This window comes from Enterobacter sp. JJBC, assembly GCF_036936505.1.
Lineage (GTDB): Bacteria > Pseudomonadota > Gammaproteobacteria > Enterobacterales > Enterobacteriaceae > Enterobacter > Enterobacter hormaechei_C.
In genome coordinates, this window is the sequence record NZ_CP136935.1 from 1,170,250 (window position 1) to 1,192,700 (window position 22,451).

Annotated in this window: 20 protein-coding genes; 10 read left to right on the top strand and 10 right to left on the bottom strand. The window is 55.6% G+C overall.

Annotated elements, in window-relative coordinates:
• The first annotated feature begins 77 nt into the window (after positions 1-77).
• The 3 genes from RY075_RS05620 to RY075_RS05630 all read left to right on the top strand — a co-directional run bounded on the left by RY075_RS05620 (position 78) and on the right by RY075_RS05630 (position 5,030).
• Positions 78-689, top strand: coding sequence for a membrane protein (locus tag RY075_RS05620; protein WP_022650489.1), 612 nt, complete (start codon positions 78-80; stop codon positions 687-689).
• Between the two features lie 77 nt (positions 690-766).
• Positions 767-1,837 (top strand): LacI family DNA-binding transcriptional regulator, encoded by a 1,071-nt coding sequence (locus tag RY075_RS05625; protein WP_109948431.1) that lies wholly within the window; start codon positions 767-769, stop codon positions 1,835-1,837.
• Between the two features lie 103 nt (positions 1,838-1,940).
• Entirely contained in the window at positions 1,941-5,030 is a 3,090-nt protein-coding gene (locus RY075_RS05630; RefSeq protein WP_109948432.1) for a beta-galactosidase, read from the top strand.
• Between the two features lie 51 nt (positions 5,031-5,081).
• On the opposite strand, the gene RY075_RS05635 is transcribed toward RY075_RS05630, so the two are convergent.
• Positions 5,082-6,641 carry an EAL domain-containing protein gene (locus RY075_RS05635; protein WP_109948433.1) on the bottom strand — a complete coding sequence of 520 codons (1,560 nt, stop codon included), beginning with the start codon at positions 6,639-6,641 and terminating at the stop codon, positions 5,082-5,084.
• Between the two features lie 216 nt (positions 6,642-6,857).
• Between RY075_RS05635 and RY075_RS05640 the strand changes: the two genes are divergently transcribed.
• Both RY075_RS05640 and ykgO read left to right on the top strand, forming a co-directional pair.
• Positions 6,858-7,118: a type B 50S ribosomal protein L31 gene (locus tag RY075_RS05640; protein ID WP_015571255.1), complete on the top strand. Its 261-nt coding sequence runs from the start codon at positions 6,858-6,860 to the stop codon at positions 7,116-7,118.
• 2 nt (positions 7,119-7,120) lie between these two features.
• Positions 7,121-7,261 carry a type B 50S ribosomal protein L36 gene (gene ykgO / locus RY075_RS05645; protein ID WP_003859006.1) on the top strand — a complete coding sequence of 47 codons (141 nt, stop codon included), beginning with the start codon at positions 7,121-7,123 and terminating at the stop codon, positions 7,259-7,261.
• On the opposite strand, the gene RY075_RS05650 is transcribed toward ykgO, so the two are convergent.
• Complete coding sequence (locus RY075_RS05650; protein WP_045337215.1) at positions 7,258-7,968, bottom strand: GNAT family protein; 711 nt, start codon at positions 7,966-7,968, stop codon at positions 7,258-7,260. The genes ykgO and RY075_RS05650 overlap by 4 nt on opposite strands.
• Positions 7,969-8,069: 101 nt before the next feature.
• On the opposite strand from RY075_RS05650, the gene RY075_RS05655 reads away from it, so the two are divergent.
• Complete coding sequence (locus RY075_RS05655; RefSeq protein ID WP_032608667.1) at positions 8,070-9,530, top strand: PLP-dependent aminotransferase family protein; 1,461 nt, start codon at positions 8,070-8,072, stop codon at positions 9,528-9,530.
• Here the strand turns inward: RY075_RS05655 and RY075_RS05660 are convergent.
• The 6 genes from RY075_RS05660 to acrA all read right to left on the bottom strand — a co-directional run bounded on the left by RY075_RS05660 (position 9,502) and on the right by acrA (position 16,339).
• Complete coding sequence (locus RY075_RS05660; RefSeq protein WP_022650495.1) at positions 9,502-9,969, bottom strand: YlaC family protein; 468 nt, start codon at positions 9,967-9,969, stop codon at positions 9,502-9,504. The genes RY075_RS05655 and RY075_RS05660 overlap by 29 nt on opposite strands.
• Before the next feature lie 116 nt (positions 9,970-10,085).
• Positions 10,086-10,637: a maltose O-acetyltransferase gene (gene maa, locus RY075_RS05665; protein ID WP_022650496.1), complete on the bottom strand. Its 552-nt coding sequence runs from the start codon at positions 10,635-10,637 to the stop codon at positions 10,086-10,088.
• 208 nt (positions 10,638-10,845) lie between these two features.
• Positions 10,846-11,064 (bottom strand): HHA domain-containing protein, encoded by a 219-nt coding sequence (locus RY075_RS05670; protein ID WP_015571250.1) that lies wholly within the window; start codon positions 11,062-11,064, stop codon positions 10,846-10,848.
• Positions 11,065-11,091: 27 nt separating this feature from the next.
• Positions 11,092-11,466 carry an Hha toxicity modulator TomB gene (gene tomB, locus RY075_RS05675; RefSeq protein WP_006809850.1) on the bottom strand — a complete coding sequence of 125 codons (375 nt, stop codon included), beginning with the start codon at positions 11,464-11,466 and terminating at the stop codon, positions 11,092-11,094.
• Between the two features lie 510 nt (positions 11,467-11,976).
• Entirely contained in the window at positions 11,977-15,123 is a 3,147-nt protein-coding gene (gene acrB, locus RY075_RS05680; protein WP_022650497.1) for a multidrug efflux RND transporter permease subunit AcrB, read from the bottom strand.
• Positions 15,124-15,145: 22 nt separating this feature from the next.
• Complete coding sequence (gene acrA, locus RY075_RS05685) at positions 15,146-16,339, bottom strand: multidrug efflux RND transporter periplasmic adaptor subunit AcrA (RefSeq protein ID WP_022650498.1); 1,194 nt, start codon at positions 16,337-16,339, stop codon at positions 15,146-15,148.
• 141 nt (positions 16,340-16,480) lie between these two features.
• Between acrA and acrR the strand changes: the two genes are divergently transcribed.
• A complete protein-coding gene (gene acrR / locus RY075_RS05690; RefSeq protein WP_338628282.1) occupies positions 16,481-17,134 on the top strand; it encodes a multidrug efflux transporter transcriptional repressor AcrR in 654 nt (217 codons plus the stop codon).
• A 113-nt stretch (positions 17,135-17,247) separates the two neighbouring features.
• A complete protein-coding gene (mscK, locus tag RY075_RS05695; protein ID WP_023324246.1) occupies positions 17,248-20,595 on the top strand; it encodes a mechanosensitive channel MscK in 3,348 nt (1,115 codons plus the stop codon).
• 1 nt (position 20,596) lies between these two features.
• On the opposite strand, the gene rsmS is transcribed toward mscK, so the two are convergent.
• Together rsmS and priC are read right to left on the bottom strand one after the other, a co-directional pair.
• Positions 20,597-20,773: a pleiotropic regulatory protein RsmS gene (gene rsmS, locus RY075_RS05700; RefSeq protein ID WP_045896222.1), complete on the bottom strand. Its 177-nt coding sequence runs from the start codon at positions 20,771-20,773 to the stop codon at positions 20,597-20,599.
• 12 nt (positions 20,774-20,785) lie between these two features.
• Positions 20,786-21,313, bottom strand: a complete 528-nt coding sequence (priC, locus tag RY075_RS05705; RefSeq protein ID WP_109948434.1) for a primosomal replication protein N'' — start codon at positions 21,311-21,313, stop codon at positions 20,786-20,788.
• A 50-nt stretch (positions 21,314-21,363) separates the two neighbouring features.
• On the opposite strand from priC, the gene RY075_RS05710 reads away from it, so the two are divergent.
• The gene (locus RY075_RS05710; RefSeq protein ID WP_045346375.1) at positions 21,364-21,741 is read left to right on the top strand and encodes a DUF454 family protein; all 378 of its coding nucleotides are present in this window, start codon (positions 21,364-21,366) and stop codon (positions 21,739-21,741) included.
• A 151-nt stretch (positions 21,742-21,892) separates the two neighbouring features.
• A complete protein-coding gene (apt, locus tag RY075_RS05715; protein WP_000127359.1) occupies positions 21,893-22,444 on the top strand; it encodes an adenine phosphoribosyltransferase in 552 nt (183 codons plus the stop codon).
• Positions 22,445-22,451 lie beyond the last annotated feature (7 nt).

Here is a 22,451-nt window from a genome sequence, read left to right on the forward strand (position 1 = left end):
CCACTATTTGAAAACTGGACATTAATCATAGTGCCATTTTCACCGAAGATGGAACCTGGTACTTCGGAGAAGAGAAAATGGTACGTCGTCTGGTACAACTTTATGTCGGTTTAGGCCTGTACGGGCTTTCAACCGCGATGTTTATTCGTTCGGATCTGGGTGTCGACCCTTGGGATGTCTTTCACCTTGGCGTCGCCATCCAGACAGGGATGAGCATCGGCACGGTGATTATTTTAACCGGGGCAGCGGTGCTGCTGCTGTGGATCCCGCTGCGTCAGCTGCCGGGGCTGGGCACTATCAGTAATGTGATTTGTATTGGTCTGGCGGCAGATGCGTCAATGGCGCTGATCCCTGAGCTCACCTCGCTGCCCGTGCGCATCACCCTGCTGGTTTCCGGCATTGTGGTTAACGCCCTTGCCACCGGGATGTATATCGGCGCGGGTTTTGGCGCAGGCCCGCGCGACGGCCTGATGACCGGCATACACGCCCGGCTGGGCTGGTCGATCCGCAGCGTGCGTACCGCGATCGAGGTGACTGTGTTGATCGTCGGCTACCTCCTCGGGGGAGCGTTTGGCGTTGGAACCGTGCTGTATGCATTAACCATCGGCCCGCTGATCCAGCTCTGTTTGCCGTGGTTTCGCCCGAGACCGCGCATTCAGAAAGCTGCACAGCCGGAGCGGATTGTTTAATTTTGCGAAGCGCTCACAGGCTATGATGGCGTAACTGTGTCAGAATAGAGACTTCTCTTTTCACGACGCCAGAATGTATGAAAGCGATCACTCTTTATGACGTTGCCCGCGTGGCAGGCGTTTCTTATCAGACCGTTTCCCGGGTGATTAACGACGCGGAACACGTTTCTGCCCGTACGCGGGAAAAGGTCCGGCAGGCCATGGCGGCGCTACACTATGTGCCCAACCGTGGCGCGCAGCAGCTGGCCGGGAAACGCACCCGCACGCTGGGGCTGATGACCAGCGATCTGGCGCTACATGCGCCGTCGCAAATCGCCTCAGCTGTAAAATCCCGGGCAGTGGAGCAGGGGGCTAGCGTACTCATCTCCATGGTGGAGCAACCCGCGCAGTGTCAGGCTGCTTTGCAGGAATTACTGGCGCAGCGCGTAGAGGCGCTGCTGGTGAACGTTCCGCTGGAAGATGCCCTGGCAGAAATGCTTCAGGAAATGGCCTCGCCGACCCCGGTTCTTTTTCTCGATGTGTCCCCCACAGCTCGGGTTAACAGTCTCGTTTTCAATGCCGAACAGGGCGCTGCCCTGGGGGCAGAGCATCTGCTTTCGCTGGGGCACCAGCGAATTGCGCTGCTCGCCGGGCCGGAAAGTTCTGTCTCTGCCCGGGCTCGTCTGGCGGGATGGAAAACCACGCTGGCTCAGGCCGACGTGGAGGCGTTTGCGGTGGCGCAGGGCGACTGGAGCGCGGCTTCGGGCTATGAGAAAGGGCATCAGCTCCTGGCGGGCGCGCAGCTGCCGGAGGCGATCCTCGTCGCTAACGATCAGATGGCGCTTGGCGTTTTATGCGCCTGTGCGGAAAAAGGCGTTGCGGTACCGGGGCAGATCTCGGTTGTCGGGTTTGATGATACGGCTGACAGCGCGTGGTTTTCACCTCCGCTCACCACCGTTCGGCAGGCGTTCCGCGAGGCCGGTGAGCGCAGCGTGGAGTGGCTGATGGCACCTGCCCATCACGACGAATGCTGGCAGGAACAACTTCCCGTTACGTTGATCGTGCGTCATTCCACCGCGCCGCGCGCCGCACAGCAGGCCGATCGTGAAGATCTTGCGCAACAGCTCAGAACGCTGGCGCTGCTGGCGGAGAAACTGGCGCGCAGTTAGCACTTTTGTGATCGTGCTCGCCTGGTGACGATCAAAGTCTTTACCGCCACCGTTTACCAGGGCATGTTGGCTAAAATTGTGAGCGCTTCGCAAAGAGGTTGATATGTCTTCTACATTGCCGCTGACTCTCAGCGCACTTCTGGCGCGTCGTGACTGGGAAAACCCGGGTGTGACGCAGTGGAATCGTCTGGCCGCACACGCGCCTTTTCATAGCTGGCGCGATGAAACCTTCGCCCGCGAGGATAAGCCTTCGCGGAGCAAGCGTCTGCTTAACGGCATCTGGCGATTCAGCTTTTTCCCGGCGCCAGAGCAGGTTCCGGAGGCATGGATAACGGACGATCTGGCTGATGCCGTTGAGATGCCCGTGCCGTCGAACTGGCAGATGCAGGGATTTGATACTCCCATCTATACCAACGTCACCTATCCGATAAATGTGAACCCGCCCTATGTTCCGGTTGAAAACCCAACCGGTTGTTACTCGCTCACATTTGAGATGGATGACGCCTGGATGTGCAGCGGGCAAACCCGCATTATTTTTGACGGGGTGAATTCAGCTTTTCATCTGTGGTGTAACGGCCAGTGGATGGGCTATTCGCAGGACAGCCGTCTGCCTGCGGAGTTCGATCTCAGCGCGGTGCTGCGACCGGGGCAGAACCGCCTGGCGGTGATGGTGTTACGCTGGTGCGACGGAAGCTATCTGGAAGATCAGGACATGTGGCGGATGAGTGGCATTTTCCGTGACGTCTCGCTGCTGCACAAACCGGAAACGCGAATTGCCGATTATCAGATCGTGACCGATCTGAATGCCGAATGCGATCGGGCGATACTCCGGGTTGACGTTGCGCTGGAAGGCACACGCTACGCCGAATGCGAGGTGGCGTTTACCCTGTGGCGTAACGGCGAAGCCTGCGCGCAAACCACGCAGCAGCCCGGATCGGCCATCGTGGACGAACGCGGCAGTTGGGCAGAACGGCTTAGGGTGGCGATACCCGTGAACGCTCCTGCGCTATGGAGCGCTGAAACACCGGAATGCTATCGGCTGACAATATCGCTTCGGGATGCGCAGGGTAACGTGCTGGAGACTGAAGCCTGCGATGTCGGTTTCAGACGCGTCGAAATCAGCAACGGCCAGCTGAAGCTTAACGGCAAACCGCTGCTGATCCGCGGCGTGAACCGTCACGAACATCATCCTGAGAAGGGGCAGGTGATGGATGAGGCGACCATGCGCCGCGACATCGAACTGATGAAGCAGCATAACTTCAACGCCGTGCGCTGCTCGCATTATCCGAACCATCCTCTGTGGTACACGCTTTGCGATCGCTACGGCCTGTACGTGGTTGATGAGGCGAATATTGAAACCCATGGCATGGTGCCAATGAGCCGCCTGGCGGATGATCCGCGCTGGCTGCCTGCCATGAGCGAACGCGTAACGCGTATGGTGCAGCGGGACCGGAATCATCCGTCCATCATCATCTGGTCCCTGGGGAATGAGTCCGGGCATGGGGCGAATCACGATGCGCTGTACCGCTGGCTGAAAACCACCGATCCCACGCGGCCGGTGCAGTATGAAGGCGGCGGCGCCAGTACGGCGGCAACCGATATTGTCTGCCCGATGTACGCTCGCGTCGATCAGGATCAGCCGTTCCCGGCGGTGCCAAAGTGGTCGATTAAAAAGTGGATTGGTATGCCGGACGAAACCCGTCCGCTGATCCTGTGCGAGTATGCCCACGCGATGGGCAACAGCTTTGGCGGCTTTGCCAGCTACTGGCAGGCATTCCGCAGCCATCCCCGGTTGCAGGGCGGCTTTGTCTGGGACTGGGTCGATCAGGCGCTGACGAAAAAAGCGGAAGACGGCACGGTATTCTGGGCCTACGGCGGCGATTTTGGCGATAAGCCCAACGACCGACAGTTCTGCCTCAACGGGCTGGTGTTTCCCGATCGCACTCCGCATCCCGCCCTTTACGAGGCGCAGCGTGCCCAGCAGTTCTTTACCTTTACGCTGGTGAGCACCGCTCCGCTGGTCGTCGAGATCCAGAGCGATTATCTGTTCCGTCATACTGACAACGAGTATCTGCGATGGTCGGTGGCGCGTGACGGTGCGGTACTGGCTTCCGGCGAAACACCCCTTTCTGTTGCGCCCGAGGGGACGCAGCACGTTGAGATCCCGCTGCCTGAACTTGTCGCTGAGCCGGGCGAGGTCTGGCTCAACGTGGAGATCGTTCAGCCGCAGGCCACGCCGTGGTCGCCGCCCGGCCACCGTTGTGCCTGGGATCAGTGGCCGCTTCCGGCGCCGCTGTACCTTGCGCCACCGAAAGCAGGCGGAACCCCTCCGCAGCTAACGGTGCAGGACGAGGCGCTGGACATTACTCATCAGCAGCAGCGCTGGCAGTTTAGCCGTCTCACCGGAAACTTGACCCAGTGGTGGAACGAGGGCGCTGAAACGCTCCGTTCTCCGCTAACGGATAACTTCACCCGCGCGCCGCTGGACAATGACATTGGCGTCAGCGAGGCGACCCGCATCGATCCGAACGCGTGGGTGGAACGCTGGAAAGCGGCAGGGATGTATGAGATGTCCGCGCGCCTCCTCCAGTGTGAAGCGGAGCAGCATAACCGTGAGGTGATAGTGACCACGCAGCACGTCTGGGAGCATCAGGGTAAAGCGCTGTTTATCAGCTGCAAGGTCTGGCGGATTGATGACCACGGGGTGCTGCACGGTGATGTGCAGGTGACGGTGGCGTCTGACATTCCTGAGCCCGCTCGCGTGGGCCTGAGCGTTATGCTGGCGGATATCCCGGAAACGGTGCGCTGGCTGGGACTAGGCCCGCTGGAAAACTATCCGGACAGAAAACTGGCGGCGCAGCAGGGGCGCTGGGCGTTACCGCTGGAAGAGATGCTGACGCCGTATATCTTCCCGACGGAGAACGGTTTGCGCTGCGACACCCGCGAGCTGACGTTTGGCTCCCATCAGTTGCAGGGACAGTTCCATTTCTCCCTGAGCCGTTATAGCCAGCGGCAGCTGCATGAGACAACGCATCAGCACTTGCTGCGGGAAGAGGCTGGCTGCTGGTTGAATCTTGATGCGTTTCACATGGGCGTAGGGGGGGACGACTCATGGAGCCCGAGCGTAGCCCCGGCCTTCATTCTGCAAAACCGCCGGCTGCGCTACACGTTTAGCTGGCAGCAGAACGGCTGAGCCGAAACGTGCGGCCACTGCCGTGGCCGCACGTAACACCGCACAATCGGTTTATTTCCTGAGGTTGTGCGCGGCCCAGAGAATGAAATCCTCTTTAGGCAGCGCCTTGCTGAAATACCAGCCCTGGCCGTACTGCACGCCGTGGCGATGCAACCATTCGATCTGCCCTTCAGTTTCAATGCCTTCTGCGACCATCGCCAGTTTAAGCGATTTGGCCATTTCGATGATGTGGGGAGTCACGTGCTTGTACTCCAGCGCATCCACAAAGGATTTATCAATCTTCAGAGTATCGACATCCAGATCCTGCAAATAGCTCAGGCTGGAGTAACCCGTGCCAAAATCATCAATGTAGATAGCGTGCCCGGCGCGGCGAAATGCAGCGATAGCAGGTACGCTGACGGCAGGATCGGCAAACCCGCGCTCGGTTAATTCAAGGGCGATCTGGCGCGGGTGGACGCCCCATTTGTTGAGCAACTGACTCAGCTGGCGAGGCAGCTCGGGGGACGTTAAATCCGATGGCGCAAGGTTGACAGAAATATGCAGTTCCGGGTGATGGTGTAGCCAGGCGCCTAGATCCTCAAATACCTCATTTACCACTAGCCGCGTCAGCGTTGAAATAAGCCCTGTCTGCTCAGCCAGCGGAACAAAGAGATGAGGCGACAGGTTACTGCCATCTGGCTGCGGCCAGCGCATCAGCGCTTCAGCACCCACCAGTTTTCCACTACACAGCGCCACGATGGGCTGGTAGTGAACCTCGATCTCCCGGTTGTTGATCGCGTCGATCAGGCGGTGACGCGGGGACAGCAAACGGCGGAGAATGCGCAGGACAATAAGGGCAGCAACCAGGCTTAGCAGTATGCCAGCCGGTAGCCAGATGATCAGTTGCTGGTGCCAGGAAGCCGCCAGCGGTTTTAACGACACCCAAGCGATCACCGTAAACCCCAGTTCGGGTACAGGTTTCATCACGTACATTGAGCCGTTGTATTGCACGCGCGTAACGTCCTGCTGCTCCTTAACGACAGAGAGAATATACGGGTCTAGAACATTGCTTCTGGCAAATATATGATGGGTTGAGCTGCCCACCAGGGCGGCATCCATTGAGATTTCACCAAACGGAACAACATCCACAAGCGACGCCGGATCGACCATTACCAGATAATGTCCTTTCCCCAGAACGGCCATATAACGCTGAATGCCGAGGTCGTTTTGCGAGGTGAGCCACGCGCTATAACCATCTTCGGTGATCCGCATTGGGGGCGGTAAGATCGCCGTATCACTGGATTGTTCAAGCGATGAGCAGAGCGGTTTCAGGTTATCGATATACATCACTTCCTGGATATAGCGCCATGAGAACGCGACCCGGCGCATTTCGCGTAAATGCGGGGGAGTGCAGGGCGAAGCGTGGAATGTCTGTAGGTGCGTGAGCGCCTGTTTTGCCTGCGCAACGACTCTGTCGGTACGGATCAGGACACGCGAGGCATAGCTGTCCAGCGCGTCCACAAATTTCTCCTCAGCCTGACGATGCGCCAGCCAGATACTGAGGCACACAGGGACCAGCACAGAGAAGATCAGTACGCCTGTCACCAGGCTGACCAGATGTCGGGTTCGCATGCTGTTTTATCCTTCCCATATGCCCGCCCCGGGCCTGGAGTTTGCGCGCCAGAGGAAAAAGTTTTTATCGGTAAATGATATAGTTATAGCATGCAACCGTCTCAGGCAGGTATCTGAATAAACCTTTCAAAAACAGGCTGCGCGTCACAGGGGTTGTTTTTGCAGCAAAGCTCAGATAGTATTTTGTTATGTTATAACAATACATGAAGGCCAGAGATGAAACCGAATATCCATCCAACCTATCGCACCGTTGTGTTTCACGACACCACGGCTAATGAATATTTTAAAGTTGGCTCAACGATTAAGACAGATCGTGAAATTGAGCTTGAGGGGAAAACGTATCCTTACGTTACTCTTGATGTCTCCTCTAAATCACATCCGTTTTATACCGGGAAGCAGAAGACCTTCTCGACAGATGGCAGCGCGGCACGCTTCCGCAAGCGTTTTGGCGGCTTTCTTGATGCGAAGCGAGGCTAATCATGCAGGTGCTTAACTCATTGCGCAGTGCAAAACAGCGTCACCCGGATTGCCAGATAGTCAAACGCAAGGGACGCTTATACGTGATTTGCAAATCTAACCCGCGCTTTAAGGCGGTGCAGGGGCGTAAAAAAAGGCGCTAGACGCGCGTTTCTCGCCAGCTTTCCAGGGATCTTTTCTGTTTGCCATCGGCAGTAAAATTGTCGGTGGCAAGCCAGCTTTCAAAGGCGCTCGCCAGCGCTGGCCACTCTTTGTCGAGAATTGAAAACCAGTCGGTGTCCCGGTTTCGGCCTTTAATGACCAGCGCCTGGCGAAAACGCCCTTCAAACTGAAAGCCAAGACGCAGGGCCGCTTTGCGGGAGGGTTCGTTCAGGCTATTGCACTTCCATTCATAACGCCGGTAGCCCAGGGTATCGAACACGTACCGCATCAGCAGATACTGCGCTTCTGTCGACATGGGCGTGCGGCTTAACAGTGACGAGAAGTGAACATGTCCCACTTCCACGACGCCGTTTTTAGGATCGATCCGCATCAGGGACAGCGTCCCGACAGGAGACTGGGTCTGGTTATCGATAACGGTAAAGTGGATGGGATCGGCTAATTCGCTTACGCTCGCCACCCATTCGGCAAACTCCTCTGCGGTGGCATCGGGCTCACGCAGCAGCCACGTCCAGCTTCGGGTATCTCCGGCCACGGAATACGCAGAGAACAACGCGTGGGCATGCTCCATGCGCAGCGGCTCAAGCCGACAATAGCGACCCTGAAGTACCACCCGGGACGGGCGCGGCCGAGGCTGCCAGTCGATAAGACTTTCCCCTACAGGTTGACCAAACTCATTGAATGTATTCATCTTTATTTCCATGATGTTAAGAAGATCTCCAGATTAATGAATTGCTGGTTCCTTAAAAAGAACCACCAGGTTATGTTTTTCTGGTACCACAAGGAGGAATGATGAATATACCGGGTGATGAGCTATACACCTTGCTCCATGCTGCGCTGAAAAAACGTGGGACAGAGACGCTCCAGCGCGCGCTCTATCTTGCTTTGCGGGAGGCCATACTGTGCGGAAGGCTTCGTTCCGGCAGCCATTTGCCCGGCTCACGAACGCTGGCGCATCAGATCTCGGTGTCCCGAAATACCGTCAACGCGGCGCTGGACCAGCTCACGCTCGAAGGTTATTTGCTGCGTAGCCGCCAGGGCACGCGGGTGGGGCAATTCGCTCCTCGTACGATTGCCCGGACATTACCGGACCCGGACGTCAGGCTGACAAAACGTGTCGCCCGGCTGCCCGCGCCTGTGCCGCGTGACACTCCGGTGATGGCGTTTACGCCGGGAACGCCTGCCATCAACTATTTCCCCTTGCCGCTGTGGCGGCGGTTGTACGATCGCGTCCTGCGCGAGGAGGGAAGCGCCCTGTTAGGGTATGGCGACCCTGCCGGCGAGCCGTCGCTACGGGCCGCCATTGCCCGCCATCTTGCGCTCTCCCGCGGCATTGACTGTGACGCCAGCCAGATAGTGATAACCGAAGGGGCGCTGGAGGGCGTCAATCTGTGCACAATGCTGTTAAGCGAGCCGGGGGATGTCGCCTGGGTGGAAAATCCCGGCTATAGCGGCGCCAAAAGCGCTTTTGTCAAAACCGGCCTGGCGATGACCGGCATACCGGTGGATGACGAGGGGATGTGCTGGGAAGGGCTGTGTGCGCCTTCACCCACGCTGATTTTTACCTCGCCATCGCATCAGTTCCCTTACGGAAGCGTACTCAGCGCGCGGCGGCGTCTGGCGCTGCTGGAACTGGCCCGGCAGCACAACGCGTGGATCATTGAGGACGATTACGACAGCGAATTCCGTTATACCGGTGAGCCCGTCCCGGCGATGCTGGGTATGGTCAACAACGCGCCCGTTGTGTATCTGGGGACGTTCAGCAAAACGCTGTTTCCGTCGCTCCGAATGGGGTTCATGGTGTTACCGCCAGCGCTGGCGAAGGCGGCACGTCCCGCCATCGGCTCGCTGCTGCGCGGCGGGCATCGCGCTGAACAGCGCACCCTGGCGCTGTTTATTGAGGAAGGCCACTATGCGCGACATCTTGCCGCCATGCGCCGACTTTATCGTAAGCGATACCGCCAACTGCGAGAGGTGCTAAGCGCAGAGCTTCATACGCCGCACCGTGTTCTTGCCGGAGAAGGAGGGATGCACCTGGCGCTGGCGATTGACGGTATCGACGACCAGCGGCTGGTGGAGCAGGCAAGAGCGTTTCAGCTGGCACCCGCTGCGCTGAGCGGATATTACCTTGAGACGAAGCAGGGGCAAACCGGTCTGGTTTTAGGTTACGGCAATACCTCTGCTTCGCAGTTTGCGCCGGGTATCCGACGTCTTCAGGCGTTAATTACGCAGCAGTGGGGCGGGAAAGGGTAAAGACATCATAAAAAGAGAGCTGGCCCTTGGTGGTGACCATTTTCTGCAACTTCTCTTTTTGCCCGGCTTCGACAGCCGGCGAGTGCAGGATGCTGTCGATCAGCTCCTTCGGCACGTAACGCGTGTTGTACCACTCCCCGTTGTAGCACACGCGGAAATCGAGTACGTCGATATCTTCATACCGGTAACGCGGATTGACGTCGAAAAAGAAAAACGCGTTAAACACCACGAACAGCACTACCAGCAGCCAGACGGAATCGACCAGCGTTTCAGATTTCAGCATGACGATAAGCGTTGCCAGCCAGGCGGCGTACATGGCGACGAACAACCCGGGGTGTTTGCGAATAAAGCTGATGCTAAAGCGCGGGCGATTGTCGCGCTTTTCACGAGTATTGAGATCGTCGATGGTAGCGGTAAGCAGGCGCTGTATCTCTGTCATTTTTTGCCTTTATGATTGTTGAAAATACAGGTGATCTGCTTATTTTATGAGAGGGGTTTACGCGATGAAAGTAACAGTTATGCCAGGAAAAAGCATAACAGTTACTCAGGATGCGCTTAGAGCATTTTAATGATTTTCGCCGGATTGCCGCCCACGACAGCATTGGCCGGCACGTCTTTGGTCACTACCGCGCCGGAAGCGATAACCGCATTATCGCCAATGGTTACGCCCGGGTTAATGATCGCACGTCCGCCGATCCAGACGTTATCACCAATGGTGACCGGTTTACCGTACTCCAGCCCACTGTTACGTTCGGTCGCATCCAGAGGATGCGTGGCCGTATAAATGTGCACCCCCGGCGCAAGCATACAGTTATCGCCAATGCGGACAGGGCAGACATCCAGCATGACGCAGTCAAAGTTGGCATAAAAATTTTTGCCCAGATAGATGTTATACCCGTAGTCGCAGCGGAAGCTCGGTTCTATATAGGCGCCTTCGCTTTGACCCAGCAGGTCAGCTAATAAGGCGCGACGTTCGGCCTTCTCATCGGGTGCGGTATGGTTATAGCGGTGAACAAGATGACGCGCGCGTAAACGGTCAGCCCTCAGCGTGTCATCGCCAGGGCGGTAATATTCACCTGCAATCATCTTCTGTTTTTCTTCACTCATGGGAACCTCTCTGGAATCGTTTTACGCAGCGTAAAGAGGATTAACCAGAAAGGGAACGTTCCCTAAAAGCGGCTGTGACGGGAGTCACAACATTTATGCGCATAAATACGTTTTATACGGGAACCTGGCGTTTGCACTTGAAGCGTAATTCGAAAGGTAAATTCAGCTTAACAACGGGCGTAATGCCTTTACAGTCTCTCTTCAACGATTAACGAACAAATTTCCATACCGAAGAGGGGATCTTGTCATACAGTTTATTCATGGTTAGTTCAGCCAGACGATGGTCGGCAGCTGAATAAAATACCGCCAGTTCATTATCAGACAGCTCGTATTTATTTTTCTCAATAACACGTTCGAGGGTGTCAATTGACTGGCAGCGTCGCAGGCGCATCAAATAATCGACTTTTGTTAATGGTTTATCAGACATAAATTCACCTTAGTAATTGTAATAATTTTAACAGGAAAGACTAACCGGATTAGCTCTGCTGACATTAGTGAAGCAGCGAAATAGACGGTTTCCTGATTTACGCCATTTCTGCAAATCCTGTGCGTTAATGCCGTAGCTGCTGAACAACATAAAGGTGTCGTCCAGGTATTCATCAATTTGCTCTATCAACTTATTATCTTCATTGTACTTAATTTTATAATTAAGTGCGAAGGTGGCGATATGCTCGATCAGCTCGTTAAGCTGTAAATTGATAGCAGACGTTGGATCGTTCACCCAGCCATGGTTACTTTCTTCAAGATTGGCAAGGCAGTCATGGTACAAGGATTCGCAGAGAAATTTCAACTGCGCGATATCATGCCTTTTTGGCGAGTACTCGTCCATAGCGCATCCCCTTCTGAGTGATTTTTTACTCACCGAACATCATGTCGGGATGGATACAACTTGCTTAGCCACATGGGAGCTGTGTTCCTGATAACTCTAACTATAAGCCACTCTGATCAAGATTTCACCGCGCTATTACGAAAAATTACAATTAAATCGTTACTGTGCGAGCCTTTACGCAAATGTACCTTTTGCAGCAACCACGTTAATCAAATAAAAAACCGTTTTTTATCGGTTCCTTAAAATTCATTGAGTTAGCGCAAAGTTTCATGTGAAGTCCGAAACCAGATATCTTCAGATAATTTCCGTTACTTAGGAATAGTCCGAATAATTTACGCCGCAAAATGATAACAAAAGAAGGCTGAGTCCCTGGTGTAAGTTATCGGCCTATTATGCCAGGCCTCATTTAAAAAGAAGAAAATAAATAGAAAAGCAATAGGTCTATTTTATGATTTTTTCTGAAAATGAAAAAGGCCGCAAATGCGGCCTTTTTATCATGTGAAACCGGTATCAGTGATGTTCTACCGAATGATTGTGCTCAACATCTTCATTTTTGCGGCTGAAGCGGCGACGAACCACCACGAAGAACACCGGTACGAAGAAGATGGCGAGAACGGTCGCCGTGACCATACCACCCATTACACCCGTACCTACCGCGTTCTGTGCGCCGGAGCCCGCGCCGGAGCTGATAACCAGCGGCATAACGCCGAGGATAAACGCCAGGGACGTCATCAGGATTGGACGCAAACGCATACGAACGGCTTCCAGCGTGGCTTCAATCAGGCCTTTTCCTTCTTTCTCCATCAGATCTTTGGCGAATTCGACGATGAGTATCGCGTTCTTCGCCGACAAGCCAATGGTTGTCAGCAGGCCCACCTGGAAGTAAACGTCGTTGGTCAGCCCACGGAAGGTTGCGGCAAGCAGTGCACCGATAACCCCCAGCGGAACCACCAGCATAACGGAGAACGGAATCGACCAGCTCTCATACAATGCCGCCAGACACAGGAACACCACAATCAGTGAAATGGCGTACAGGGCAGGGGCCTGGTTACCGGACAGACGTTCCTGATAGGACATGCCGGTCCAGTCGTAGCCGATACCCGCAGGTAGTTTGCTGGCCAGTTCTTCCATCAGGTTCATGGCTTCACCGGTGCTTCGGCCTGGCGCTGCCTGACCGAGGATTTCCATCGATGGCAAGCCGTTATAACGCTCCAGACGCGGCGAACCGTATTCCCAGCGCGAGGTTGAGAAGGCGGAGAACGGCACCATCTGGCCATCGCTACCGCGAACGTACCAGTTGTTGATATCGTTCGGCAGCATGCGGTACTGCGCTTCGGACATGACGTACACTTTCTTCACGCGACCACGGTCGATGAAGTCGTTAACGTAGCTACCGCCCCAGGCGGCGCCCAGCGTGGTATTAATGTCACTGATGGAAACACCCAGCGCCTGCGCTTTTTCCTGGTCGATATCGATCTTGTACTGCGGCGTATCTTCCAGACCGTTAGGACGTACGCCCACCAGCAGGTCAGGGTGTTTTGCCACCTCGCCAAACAGCTGGTTACGCGCCTGCGTCAGTTTTTCGTGGCCCAGACCGCCCTGGTCAATCAGCTGGAAGTCGAAGCCGGTCGCCGTACCCAGTTCAACAATCGCTGGCAGGTTAAAGGCAAAGACCATCGCATCTTTAATCTGTGAGAAGGTGCCCATCGCGCGGCCGGTAATGGCTTCTACCTTGTTCTCTGCACCTGGACGTTCAGACCAGTCTTTCAGAGAAACGAAGGCGATACCGGTGTTCTGACCACGACCCGCGAAGCCAAAGCCGTTAACCGCAAACACGGATTCGACGTTGTCTTTCTCTTTGGTCAGGAAGTAGTCGGTCATCTCATCCAGCACTTTCTGCGTACGCTCTTGCGTCGCACCGGCCGGAAGCTGCGCCATACTCAGGAACACGCCCTGGTCTTCATCTGGCAGGAACGAGCTTGGCAGACGAACAAACAGGAAAGCCATCCCCACCACGATGATGATATAGAGCAGCAGGTAACGACCGGTGCTGCGCAGGATGTTACCCACGCTGTCGGTGTAGTGGTGCGTGCTCTTATCAAACATGCGGTTGAACCAGCCGAAGAACCCTTTATGCTCGCCGTGTCCGCCTTTCTGAATCGGCTTCAGCATCGTCGCGCACAGGGCTGGCGTCAGGATCAGCGCAACCAGTACCGACAGCGCCATCGCCGAAACGATGGTGATGGAGAACTGACGGTAAATCGCACCGGTAGAGCCGCCAAAGAAGGCCATCGGGATAAACACCGCGGACAGTACCATCGCGATACCGACCAGCGCGCCCTGGATCTGGCCCATAGATTTACGGGTTGCTTCCTTCGGCGGCAGGCCTTCTTCCGCCATCACACGCTCGACGTTTTCGACCACCACGATGGCGTCATCCACCAGCAGGCCGATGGCGAGCACCATCCCGAACATCGTCAGGGTGTTTATCGAGTAGCCAAATATCGCCAGAACCGCGAAGGTCCCAAGCAATACAACCGGTACGGCGATGGTTGGGATCAGCGTCGCGCGGAAGTTTTGCAGGAACAGGTACATTACCAGGAAGACGAGGATGATCGCCTCAACCAGGGTTTTTACCACTTCGTGAATCGAAATTTTTACGAACGGCGTAGTGTCATACGGATAAACGATTTTCAGACCTGACGGGAAGAACGGTTCCATCTTCTTCAGCTCTGCACGAATAGCCGTCGCGGTGTCCAGGGCGTTAGCGCCGGTCGCCAGTTTGATACCCAGACCAGATGCCGGCTTGCCGTTGAACTTCGCGATAACGTCGTAGTTCTCGCCGCCCAGCTCCACTTTCGCTACGTCACGCAGGCGAACCTGCGAACCGTCCTGATTCACTTTCAGCAGAATTTTGCTGAACTCATCCGCGGAGGTCAGACGGGTTTGCGCGATGATCGAGGCGTTAAGCTGCTGGCCCTTGACCGGCGGCGTACCGCCTAACTGACCGGCTGCCACCTGGGCGTTCTGCGCTTTAATGGCGTTAATCACGTCAACCGGCGTCAGCTGGAAGTTGTTCAGTTTATTCGGATCCATCCAGATACGCATGGCGTACTGGGAACCAAACAGCTGAACGTCACCCACACCTGACGTACGGCTGATGGCGTCCTTCATGTTGGCGCCCACGTAGTCGGAAATATCCTCCTGCGTCATGGTGCCGTTGGTGTTGATCACGCCGACAACCATCAGGAAGCTACTGGACGATTTCTCGACGCTCACGCCCTGCTGTTGTACTTCCTGCGGCAGCAGAGGCATCGCCAGCTGCAATTTGTTCTGCACCTGAACCTGCGCAATGTCCGCATCCGTACCGGATTCAAAGGTCAGGGTGATCTGAACCGTACCGGTTGAGTCACTGTTTGAGGACATGTACATCAGGTTATCGATACCGTTCATGTTCTGTTCGATAACCTGCGTAACGGTATCCTGCACCGTTTTCGCATCAGCGCCCGGGTAGGTTGCGGAGATCGTTACTGCCGGTGGCGCAATCGTTGGATATTGCGCAACAGGCAGCTTCAGGATCGCAAGTCCCCCGGCCAGCATGATGATAATGGCGATCACCCACGCAAATATGGGGCGATCGATAAAGAAATTAGGCATGTCTTAACGGCTCCTGTTTAAGTTAAGACTTGGTTTGTTCTGACTGGCCAGCGGCCGACGCTTGTTGTTTGTCGTCAGATTTCACTTCCTGCGCTTTGACCTGTGCGCCAGGACGAACTTTTTGCAAACCAGTAATAATCACGCGATCGCCATCTTTAAGACCTTCCGTCACCAGCCACTTATCGCCAATCGCCTGCGTTGCAGTGATATTGCGCATTTCGACTTTGTTATCGGCACCCACAACCAGCGCGCTCGCATCGCCGCGTGGCGTACGGGTCACACCCTGCTGAGGAACCAGAATGGCGCTTGGGTTAGTCCCTTCCTCAAGACGGGCGCGTACGAACATACCCGGCAGCAGGGTTTTATCCGGATTAGGGAAAATGGCCCGGATGGTGATTGAGCCGGTGGTCTGATCGACGGTCACATCAGAAAATTCGAGTGTACCGGTCTGCGAGAACTCGATACCGTCGTTGGTAACCAGTTCAACCTTGGCTTTACCGTTTTCCTGTTTCAGTTGACCGCTTGCCAGCTCCTGTTTGAGACGCAGGAAATCGTTGCTGGACTGGGTAACGTCAACATAGATCGGGTCAAGCTGCTGCACGGTGGCCAGTGCGTTGGTCTGACCGTTTTGCACCAGTGCACCTTCGGTGACGGCAGATTTACCAATGCGACCGCTGATAGGGGAGGTCACTTTGGTGTAGGCCAGGTTAATACGCGCGGTTTCTACCGCCGCTTTCGCCGCCACAACGGCCGCGTTGGCTTGCTGCGCATCGGCCAGGGCTGAATCATAATCCTGTTGGCTGATGTACTGCGTGCCGAGCAGCTTCTTGTAACGATTCAACGTCAGCTGCGAAATTTTGGCTGCCGCTTCTGCTTTCGCCAGATCGCCTTTAGCGCTCTCATAAGACGCCTGGTAGGTTGCTGGATCAATCTGATACAGAGACTCACCTGCCTTGACATCACCGCCTTCGGTGAAGTTACGTTTCAGGATGATACCGCTTACCTGCGGACGCACTTCCGCAATGCGATAGGCGCTGGTGCGGCCCGGTAGTTCTGTTGTCATCTGGAGAGGTTCGGATTTGAGCGTCACGACGCCAACTTCTGGCACCTGCTGAGCTCCTTGTTGAGCCTCTTTGTCGTCACATCCTGTAAGCGCTAAGCTGCCTGAGAGCATCAGAACGACCGCCAGAGGCGTTAACCCTCTGTTTTTGTTCATATGTAAACCTCGAGTGTCCGATTTCAAATTGATCAAGGGGCCTGAGTCTAAAAACCCATTGCTGCGTTTATATTATCGTCATGCTATGGTACATACATTCATAAATGTATGTAAATCTGACTCCTGTAAATTCATCAACGTATGGCACGAAAAACCAAACAACAAGCGCTGGAAACCCGACAACACATTCTGGATGTGGCAATGCGTTTGTTCTCACAGCAGGGTGTTTCGGCAACCTCGCTGGCACAGATTGCTCAGGCCGCGGGCGTCACGCGGGGAGCGATTTACTGGCATTTCAAAGACAAGTCCGATCTGTTTGGTGAAATCTGGGAGCTTTCAGAGTCCAGCATTAGCGATCTTGAGAGTGAGTATCGGGCAAAATTCCCTCACGATCCACTCTCTGTGTTAAGAGAAATTCTAGTATATATCCTTGAAGCGACAGTTGTTGAAGAGCGCCGCCGTCTGATGATGGAAATCATCTTCCATAAATGTGAGTTCGTTGGCGAAATGGCGGTGGTTCAGCAGGCGCAACGCGACCTGTGTCTGGAAAGCTACGATCGCATCGAACAGGTCCTCACGGAGTGCATGCAGGCCAAAATGCTTCCTGCCACCTTACTCACCCGCCGGGCGGCGATCCTGATGCGCAGCTATATTTCCGGCCTGATGGAAAACTGGCTTTTTGCTCCGGAGTCGTTCGATCTCAGATCAGAGGCGCGCAGCTATGTCGACATTTTTCTTGAGATGTGCCTGCTCTGTCCGACCCTTCAAAGTAAGCATCACCCCCGTTCTGCCTGATCGGGTACGGGAAAAATCGTAGACCCTTTCCGTCGTACTATTCTGCTTCAGCCGGGCGTGATATTCTTCATGCCCGACTATTTCCGGTCATTTCTCACATCACATTCACAACTATGCTGCACACCAATCGCTCGCAACATCCTGTTCTGGCCCTGTTTTTGATCCTGCTGTTTTACTTTGCAGCCGCGCCGCTTTCCTGGGCCCGTGCAGACAACGGCAGTGACATTCCCACGCGTGCTGATGTTCAGGCGCAACTCGACACCCTGAATAAGCAGAAAGATCTGTCCGCCCTGGAAAAACTTGTTCAGCAGGACCTGACGGAAACCCTGGAAACGCTGGACAAGATAGAGCGCATCAAAGCCGAAACGGCCCAGCTGAGGCAGAAGGTCGCTCAGGCGCCGGAAAACATGCGTAAGGCTACGGAGGCGCTGAATGCGCTCAGCGACGTCGACAACGACGATGAAACCCGAAAAACGCTTGCCACGCTGTCGTTGCGCCAGCTTGAGTCGCGCGTGGCGCAGCTGCTGGACGATCTGCAAACGGCGCAGTCCGATCTCTCAACCTATAACAGCCAGCTGGTTTCGCTGCAAACCCAGCCTGAGCGCGTGCAGAACGCCATGTACTCCGCATCGCAACAGCTACAGCAGATACGTAACCGTCTGAATGGCGTCACCGTTGGGGAAGGGGCGCTTCGCCCCACCCAGCAAACGCTGCTGAATATCCAGCAGACGCTGCTAAACGCGGAGATTGAACAGCAGCGTAAGAGCCTGGAAGGCAACACGGTGCTACAGGATGCGCTGCAAAAACAGCGTGACTACGTGACCGCGAATATCAACCGGCTTGAGCATCAACTTCAGCTGTTGCAGGAAGCGGTAAACAGCAAGCGCCTGACCCTGACTGAAAAAACGGCCCAGGAAGCGGTCTCGCCAGACGAGACGGCGCGTATTCAGGCCAACCCGCTGGTGAAGCAGGAGCTGGAGATTAACCACCAGCTGAGCGAACGTCTGATCCAGGCGACTGAAAACGGCAGCGCGCTGGTACAGCAGAATATCAAGGTCAAAAACTGGCTGGATCGCGCGTTGCAGGCCGAGCGTAACGTCAAGGAGCAGATTGCCGTCCTGAAGGGCAGCCTGCTGCTGTCGCGCATTCTCTACCAGCAACAGCAGACGCTGCCGTCCGCCGACGAGCTGGAAGACATGACCAATCGCATTGCGGATTTGCGTCTTGAACAGTTTGACGTCAACCAGCAGCGCGATGCGCTATTCCAGAGCGATACCTTCGTTGCCAAAGTGGAAGAGGGCCATTCAGGTGAAGTGAACGCTGAAGTTCACGACGCGCTGTTGCAGGTGGTGGACATGCGCCGCGAACTGCTCGATCAGCTCAACAAGCAGCTGGGCAACCAGTTGATGATGGCGATTAACCTGCAAATCAACCAGCAGCAGCTGGTGAGCGTTTCTAAAAGCCTCCAGGAGATCCTGACCCAGCAGATTTTCTGGGTGAACAGCAATAAACCCATGGACTGGGACTGGTTTAAATCTTTCCCGGAAACGCTGAAATCCCAGATAAAAAGCATGAAAATTACCGTGAACTGGGAGAAAGCCTGGCCTGCGGTAATGATTGCCTTCCTGGCGGGACTGCCTTTGCTGCTCATCGCTGGCGTAATACGCTGGCGTTTGAAATGGCTGAAACAGTACCAGGCGAAGCTGGCCTCGGAAGTGGGGCAACTGCGTAACGACAGCCAGCTGCACACCCCGAAAGCGATCCTGATCGATCTGATCCGTGCTCTGCCGGTCTGCCTGTTGATACTCGCCGTGGGCCTGATCCTGCTGACCATGCAGTTGAATATCAGCGATCTGCTGTGGGCGTTCAGCAAGAAGCTGGCGCTGTTCTGGCTGGTGTTTGGCCTGTGCTGGAAAGTGCTGGAAAAAGATGGCGTCGCCGTCCGCCACTTCAACATGCCGGAAAAACTCACCAGCCACTGGCGTCGCCAGATTGTACGCATCAGCCTCGCGCTGCTGCCGCTGCACTTCTGGTCAGTTGTGGCCGAGCTTTCGCCGCTGCATCTGATGGATGACGTACTGGGGCAACTGGTGATTATGCTGAACCTGCTGCTGATTGCCGTCCTTATGTGGCCGATGTGCCGCGACAGCTGGCGGGATAAAGAGTCCCATAATCTTCGTCTGGTTACCGTAACGGTGCTGGCGATCATTCCGCTGGCGCTGATGGTGCTGACGGCGACGGGTTACTTCTATACCACGCTGCGTCTGTCAGGCCGCTGGATCGAAACGGTTTATCTGGTGATTTTGTGGAACCTGCTGTTCCAGACCGTGCTGCGTGGTTTGAGCGTAGCGGCGCGCCGCATCGCGTATCGTCGTGCTGTTGCCCGTCGGCAGCATCAGGTGAAAGAGGGGGCTGAAGGGGCAGAGCCGCAGGAAGAGCCGACTATCGCCCTGGAGCAGGTCAACCAGCAAACGATGCGTATTACCATGCTGGTGATGATCGCCCTGTTTGCGGTGATGTTCTGGGCCATCTGGTCTGATTTAATTACCGTCTTCGCCTACCTCGACAGTATCACGCTCTGGCAATACAACGGTACCGAAGCGGGCGCTGCGGTAATGAAAAGCGTCACCATGGGCAGCCTGCTCTTTGCGCTGGTGTCGTCAGTGGTTGCCTGGGCGTTGATCCGCAACCTGCCGGGTCTGCTGGAAGTGCTGGTGCTCTCAAGACTGAACCTGCGTCAGGGGGCGTCGTACGCCATTACTACCATCCTGAACTACGTCATTATTATTGTTGGGGCGATGACGGTATTCGGTTCGCTGGGCGTCTCGTGGGATAAACTCCAGTGGCTGGCGGCAGCGTTGTCGGTGGGTCTCGGCTTCGGCTTGCAGGAGATCTTTGGTAACTTTGTCTCTGGCCTGATTATCCTGTTCGAACGTCCGGTGCGTATCGGCGATACCGTCACCATCGGCACCTTCTCCGGGACCGTCAGCAAGATCCGCATCCGTGCGACCACCATTACCGACTTCGATCGTAAAGAGGTGATCATCCCGAACAAAGCCTTTGTGACCGAGCGCCTGATCAACTGGTCGCTCTCGGATACCACCACCCGCGTGGTGATCCGACTCGGGGTGGCCTACGGTTCAGATCTGGATAAAGTGAAAGAGGTCCTGCTGGAAGCCGCGAAATCACATCCTAAAGTGATGCACGATCCTGCGCCTGACGTGTTCTTCACCACCTTCGGGCCAAGCACGCTGGATCATGAGCTGCGCCTGTACGTACGTGAACTGCGCGATCGCAGCTACACCGTCGATGAGCTGAACCGCACCATTGACCGTCTGTGTCGTGAAAACAACATTAATATCGCCTTCAACCAGCTTGAAGTGCACCTGCGTAACGAGAAAGGTGACGAGCATACGGAAGTGAAGCGCGAAATTAAGGGGGACGACCCGACTCCTGCCTGAATTATTTCCTTCTCCCCTCTGGGGAGAGGGCAGGGTGAGGGGGAAGTTTCCCCTCAAAATCCCGCCGCACAATCTCCAGCGCTTTCAGCACCGTCTCAGCCGGGATCGCATGATTCTCCAGCAGCATAATTAAATCGACGGCCAGTTTGACCTCATCGGGGGCTTTTTCCAGTGACATCCGCGGCTCCTGTTAACGGGTCAGGCGTTCAATGACGCGTTCAATCTCATCCAGCGCCTGACGGCAGCGGACGATGCGGCCTTCCAGCGCGCTGATTTCACGCATTAATAACTGCTGCTCTTCCAGCGTTTCGCTGGTGTTCAGGCGGGCTTCGCGCTCACGCTTCATCTCAAACAGACGGCGCTCAAACTCCTGGTTCTCCAGCCGCTTGCGCTGCCATTTTCCCAGTCCCGGCGAGGCGCTGTCCCACGCCCGTAGCGGCCAGGCGGCAATTTCCCGGTGCAGGGCGGTGATCTGCTCGGTAAGATGCTCCGCAAGCCACGCGACCTGTTCCTGCTGTTCACTCTCAACCGCGTGGCGAAGCTCGTCGAGGTTGGTCTGCGCTTCAGCAAGGTAATCCTGAATGACGGTGCTGCGGGTGCGGAAGAGCTGCCAGTCAAAGCGCGGTTTCAGCGTGGCGTGGCCCATCAGCGGTGTGGCCTGCGCCCGCAGCGCGATCAGCTGATTTTGCAGCCTCTCAAGAAGCAGTGCTGTTTTCAAGGCGCTCTCCAGTGGTAAAGTAGCCGTTCAGTTTGATAACGATTCGCATTATGCAGCGTACTATTTTAATCATCATTGGCTGGCTCGCGGTAGTGCTGGGTACGCTGGGTGTGGTTTTGCCCTTGCTGCCGACCACCCCGTTTATCCTGTTGGCCGCCTGGTGCTTCGCCCGCTCGTCGCCGCGTTTTCACCACTGGCTTCTGTACCGCTCGTGGTTCGGCGGCTACCTGCGGCACTGGCAAAAACACCGGGCTATGCCGCCCGGGGCCAAGCCGCGCGCCATTGCCTTCATCCTGATCACCTTCGCCGTCTCGTTATGGCTGGTGAAAATGATGTGGGTGCGCATTCTGCTGCTGGCGATCCTGGTTAGCCTGCTGCTCTTTATGTGGCGGATCCCCGTGGTTGATGAAAAGCAACAAAAGCACTGAAGCCTCATCATGGCGGTTGCAATTATGGCGCACAGCCAGTAAATTCGACCGTTTTCGAGCACAGGTGCGCCTGGTCAAAGGTTAAACAACTGTTACTTTGACCGACTCGTCGCGCGCCGTGAGTAACACTGTTTCATTTAGGCACAAACCGATGACCGCAACTGCACAGCAGCTTGAATATCTGAAAAATAGCATCAAAAGTATCCAGGACTATCCAAAACCTGGCATTCTTTTCCGCGATGTCACCAGCTTGCTGGAAGACCCGAAAGCGTACGCCCTCAGCATTGAACTGCTGGTTGAGCGTTATAAAAACGCCGGGATCACCAAAGTAGTAGGTACTGAAGCCCGTGGCTTCCTGTTTGGCGCACCGGTTGCGCTGGCGATGGGCGTGGGTTTTGTGCCGGTGCGTAAGCCGCGCAAACTGCCGCGTGAAACCATTGCTGAGAGCTATGAGCTGGAATACGGCACCGATCAGCTGGAAATTCACGTTGATGCCATCAAGCCAGGCGACAAAGTGCTGGTGGTGGACGATCTGCTGGCAACCGGCGGCACCATCGAAGCGACTGTGAAGCTGATCCGTCGTCTGGGCGGGGAAGTGACCGACGCGGCATTCATCATCAACCTGTTCGATCTCGGCGGCGAGCAGCGTCTGGAAAAACAGGGTATTACCAGCTACAGCTTGGTGCCATTCCCGGGACATTAATCCCATA

Excerpts from the sequence above, each read along its gene's own strand:
- RY075_RS05620 (WP_022650489.1), top strand. The coding sequence starts at position 78 with ATGGTACGTCGTCTGGTACAACTTTATGTCGGTTTAGGCCTGTACGGG.
- RY075_RS05625 (WP_109948431.1), top strand. The coding sequence starts at position 767 with ATGAAAGCGATCACTCTTTATGACGTTGCCCGCGTGGCAGGCGTTTCT.
- RY075_RS05630 (WP_109948432.1), top strand. The coding sequence starts at position 1,941 with ATGTCTTCTACATTGCCGCTGACTCTCAGCGCACTTCTGGCGCGTCGT.
- RY075_RS05635 (WP_109948433.1), bottom strand. The coding sequence starts at position 6,641 with ATGCGAACCCGACATCTGGTCAGCCTGGTGACAGGCGTACTGATCTTC.
- RY075_RS05640 (WP_015571255.1), top strand. The coding sequence starts at position 6,858 with ATGAAACCGAATATCCATCCAACCTATCGCACCGTTGTGTTTCACGAC.
- ykgO (WP_003859006.1), top strand. The coding sequence starts at position 7,121 with ATGCAGGTGCTTAACTCATTGCGCAGTGCAAAACAGCGTCACCCGGAT.
- RY075_RS05650 (WP_045337215.1), bottom strand. The coding sequence starts at position 7,968 with ATGAATACATTCAATGAGTTTGGTCAACCTGTAGGGGAAAGTCTTATC.
- RY075_RS05655 (WP_032608667.1), top strand. The coding sequence starts at position 8,070 with ATGAATATACCGGGTGATGAGCTATACACCTTGCTCCATGCTGCGCTG.
- RY075_RS05660 (WP_022650495.1), bottom strand. The coding sequence starts at position 9,969 with ATGACAGAGATACAGCGCCTGCTTACCGCTACCATCGACGATCTCAAT.
- maa (WP_022650496.1), bottom strand. The coding sequence starts at position 10,637 with ATGAGTGAAGAAAAACAGAAGATGATTGCAGGTGAATATTACCGCCCT.
- RY075_RS05670 (WP_015571250.1), bottom strand. The coding sequence starts at position 11,064 with ATGTCTGATAAACCATTAACAAAAGTCGATTATTTGATGCGCCTGCGA.
- tomB (WP_006809850.1), bottom strand. The coding sequence starts at position 11,466 with ATGGACGAGTACTCGCCAAAAAGGCATGATATCGCGCAGTTGAAATTT.
- acrB (WP_022650497.1), bottom strand. The coding sequence starts at position 15,123 with ATGCCTAATTTCTTTATCGATCGCCCCATATTTGCGTGGGTGATCGCC.
- acrA (WP_022650498.1), bottom strand. The coding sequence starts at position 16,339 with ATGAACAAAAACAGAGGGTTAACGCCTCTGGCGGTCGTTCTGATGCTC.
- acrR (WP_338628282.1), top strand. The coding sequence starts at position 16,481 with ATGGCACGAAAAACCAAACAACAAGCGCTGGAAACCCGACAACACATT.
- mscK (WP_023324246.1), top strand. The coding sequence starts at position 17,248 with ATGCTGCACACCAATCGCTCGCAACATCCTGTTCTGGCCCTGTTTTTG.
- rsmS (WP_045896222.1), bottom strand. The coding sequence starts at position 20,773 with ATGTCACTGGAAAAAGCCCCCGATGAGGTCAAACTGGCCGTCGATTTA.
- RY075_RS05710 (WP_045346375.1), top strand. The coding sequence starts at position 21,364 with ATGCAGCGTACTATTTTAATCATCATTGGCTGGCTCGCGGTAGTGCTG.
- apt (WP_000127359.1), top strand. The coding sequence starts at position 21,893 with ATGACCGCAACTGCACAGCAGCTTGAATATCTGAAAAATAGCATCAAA.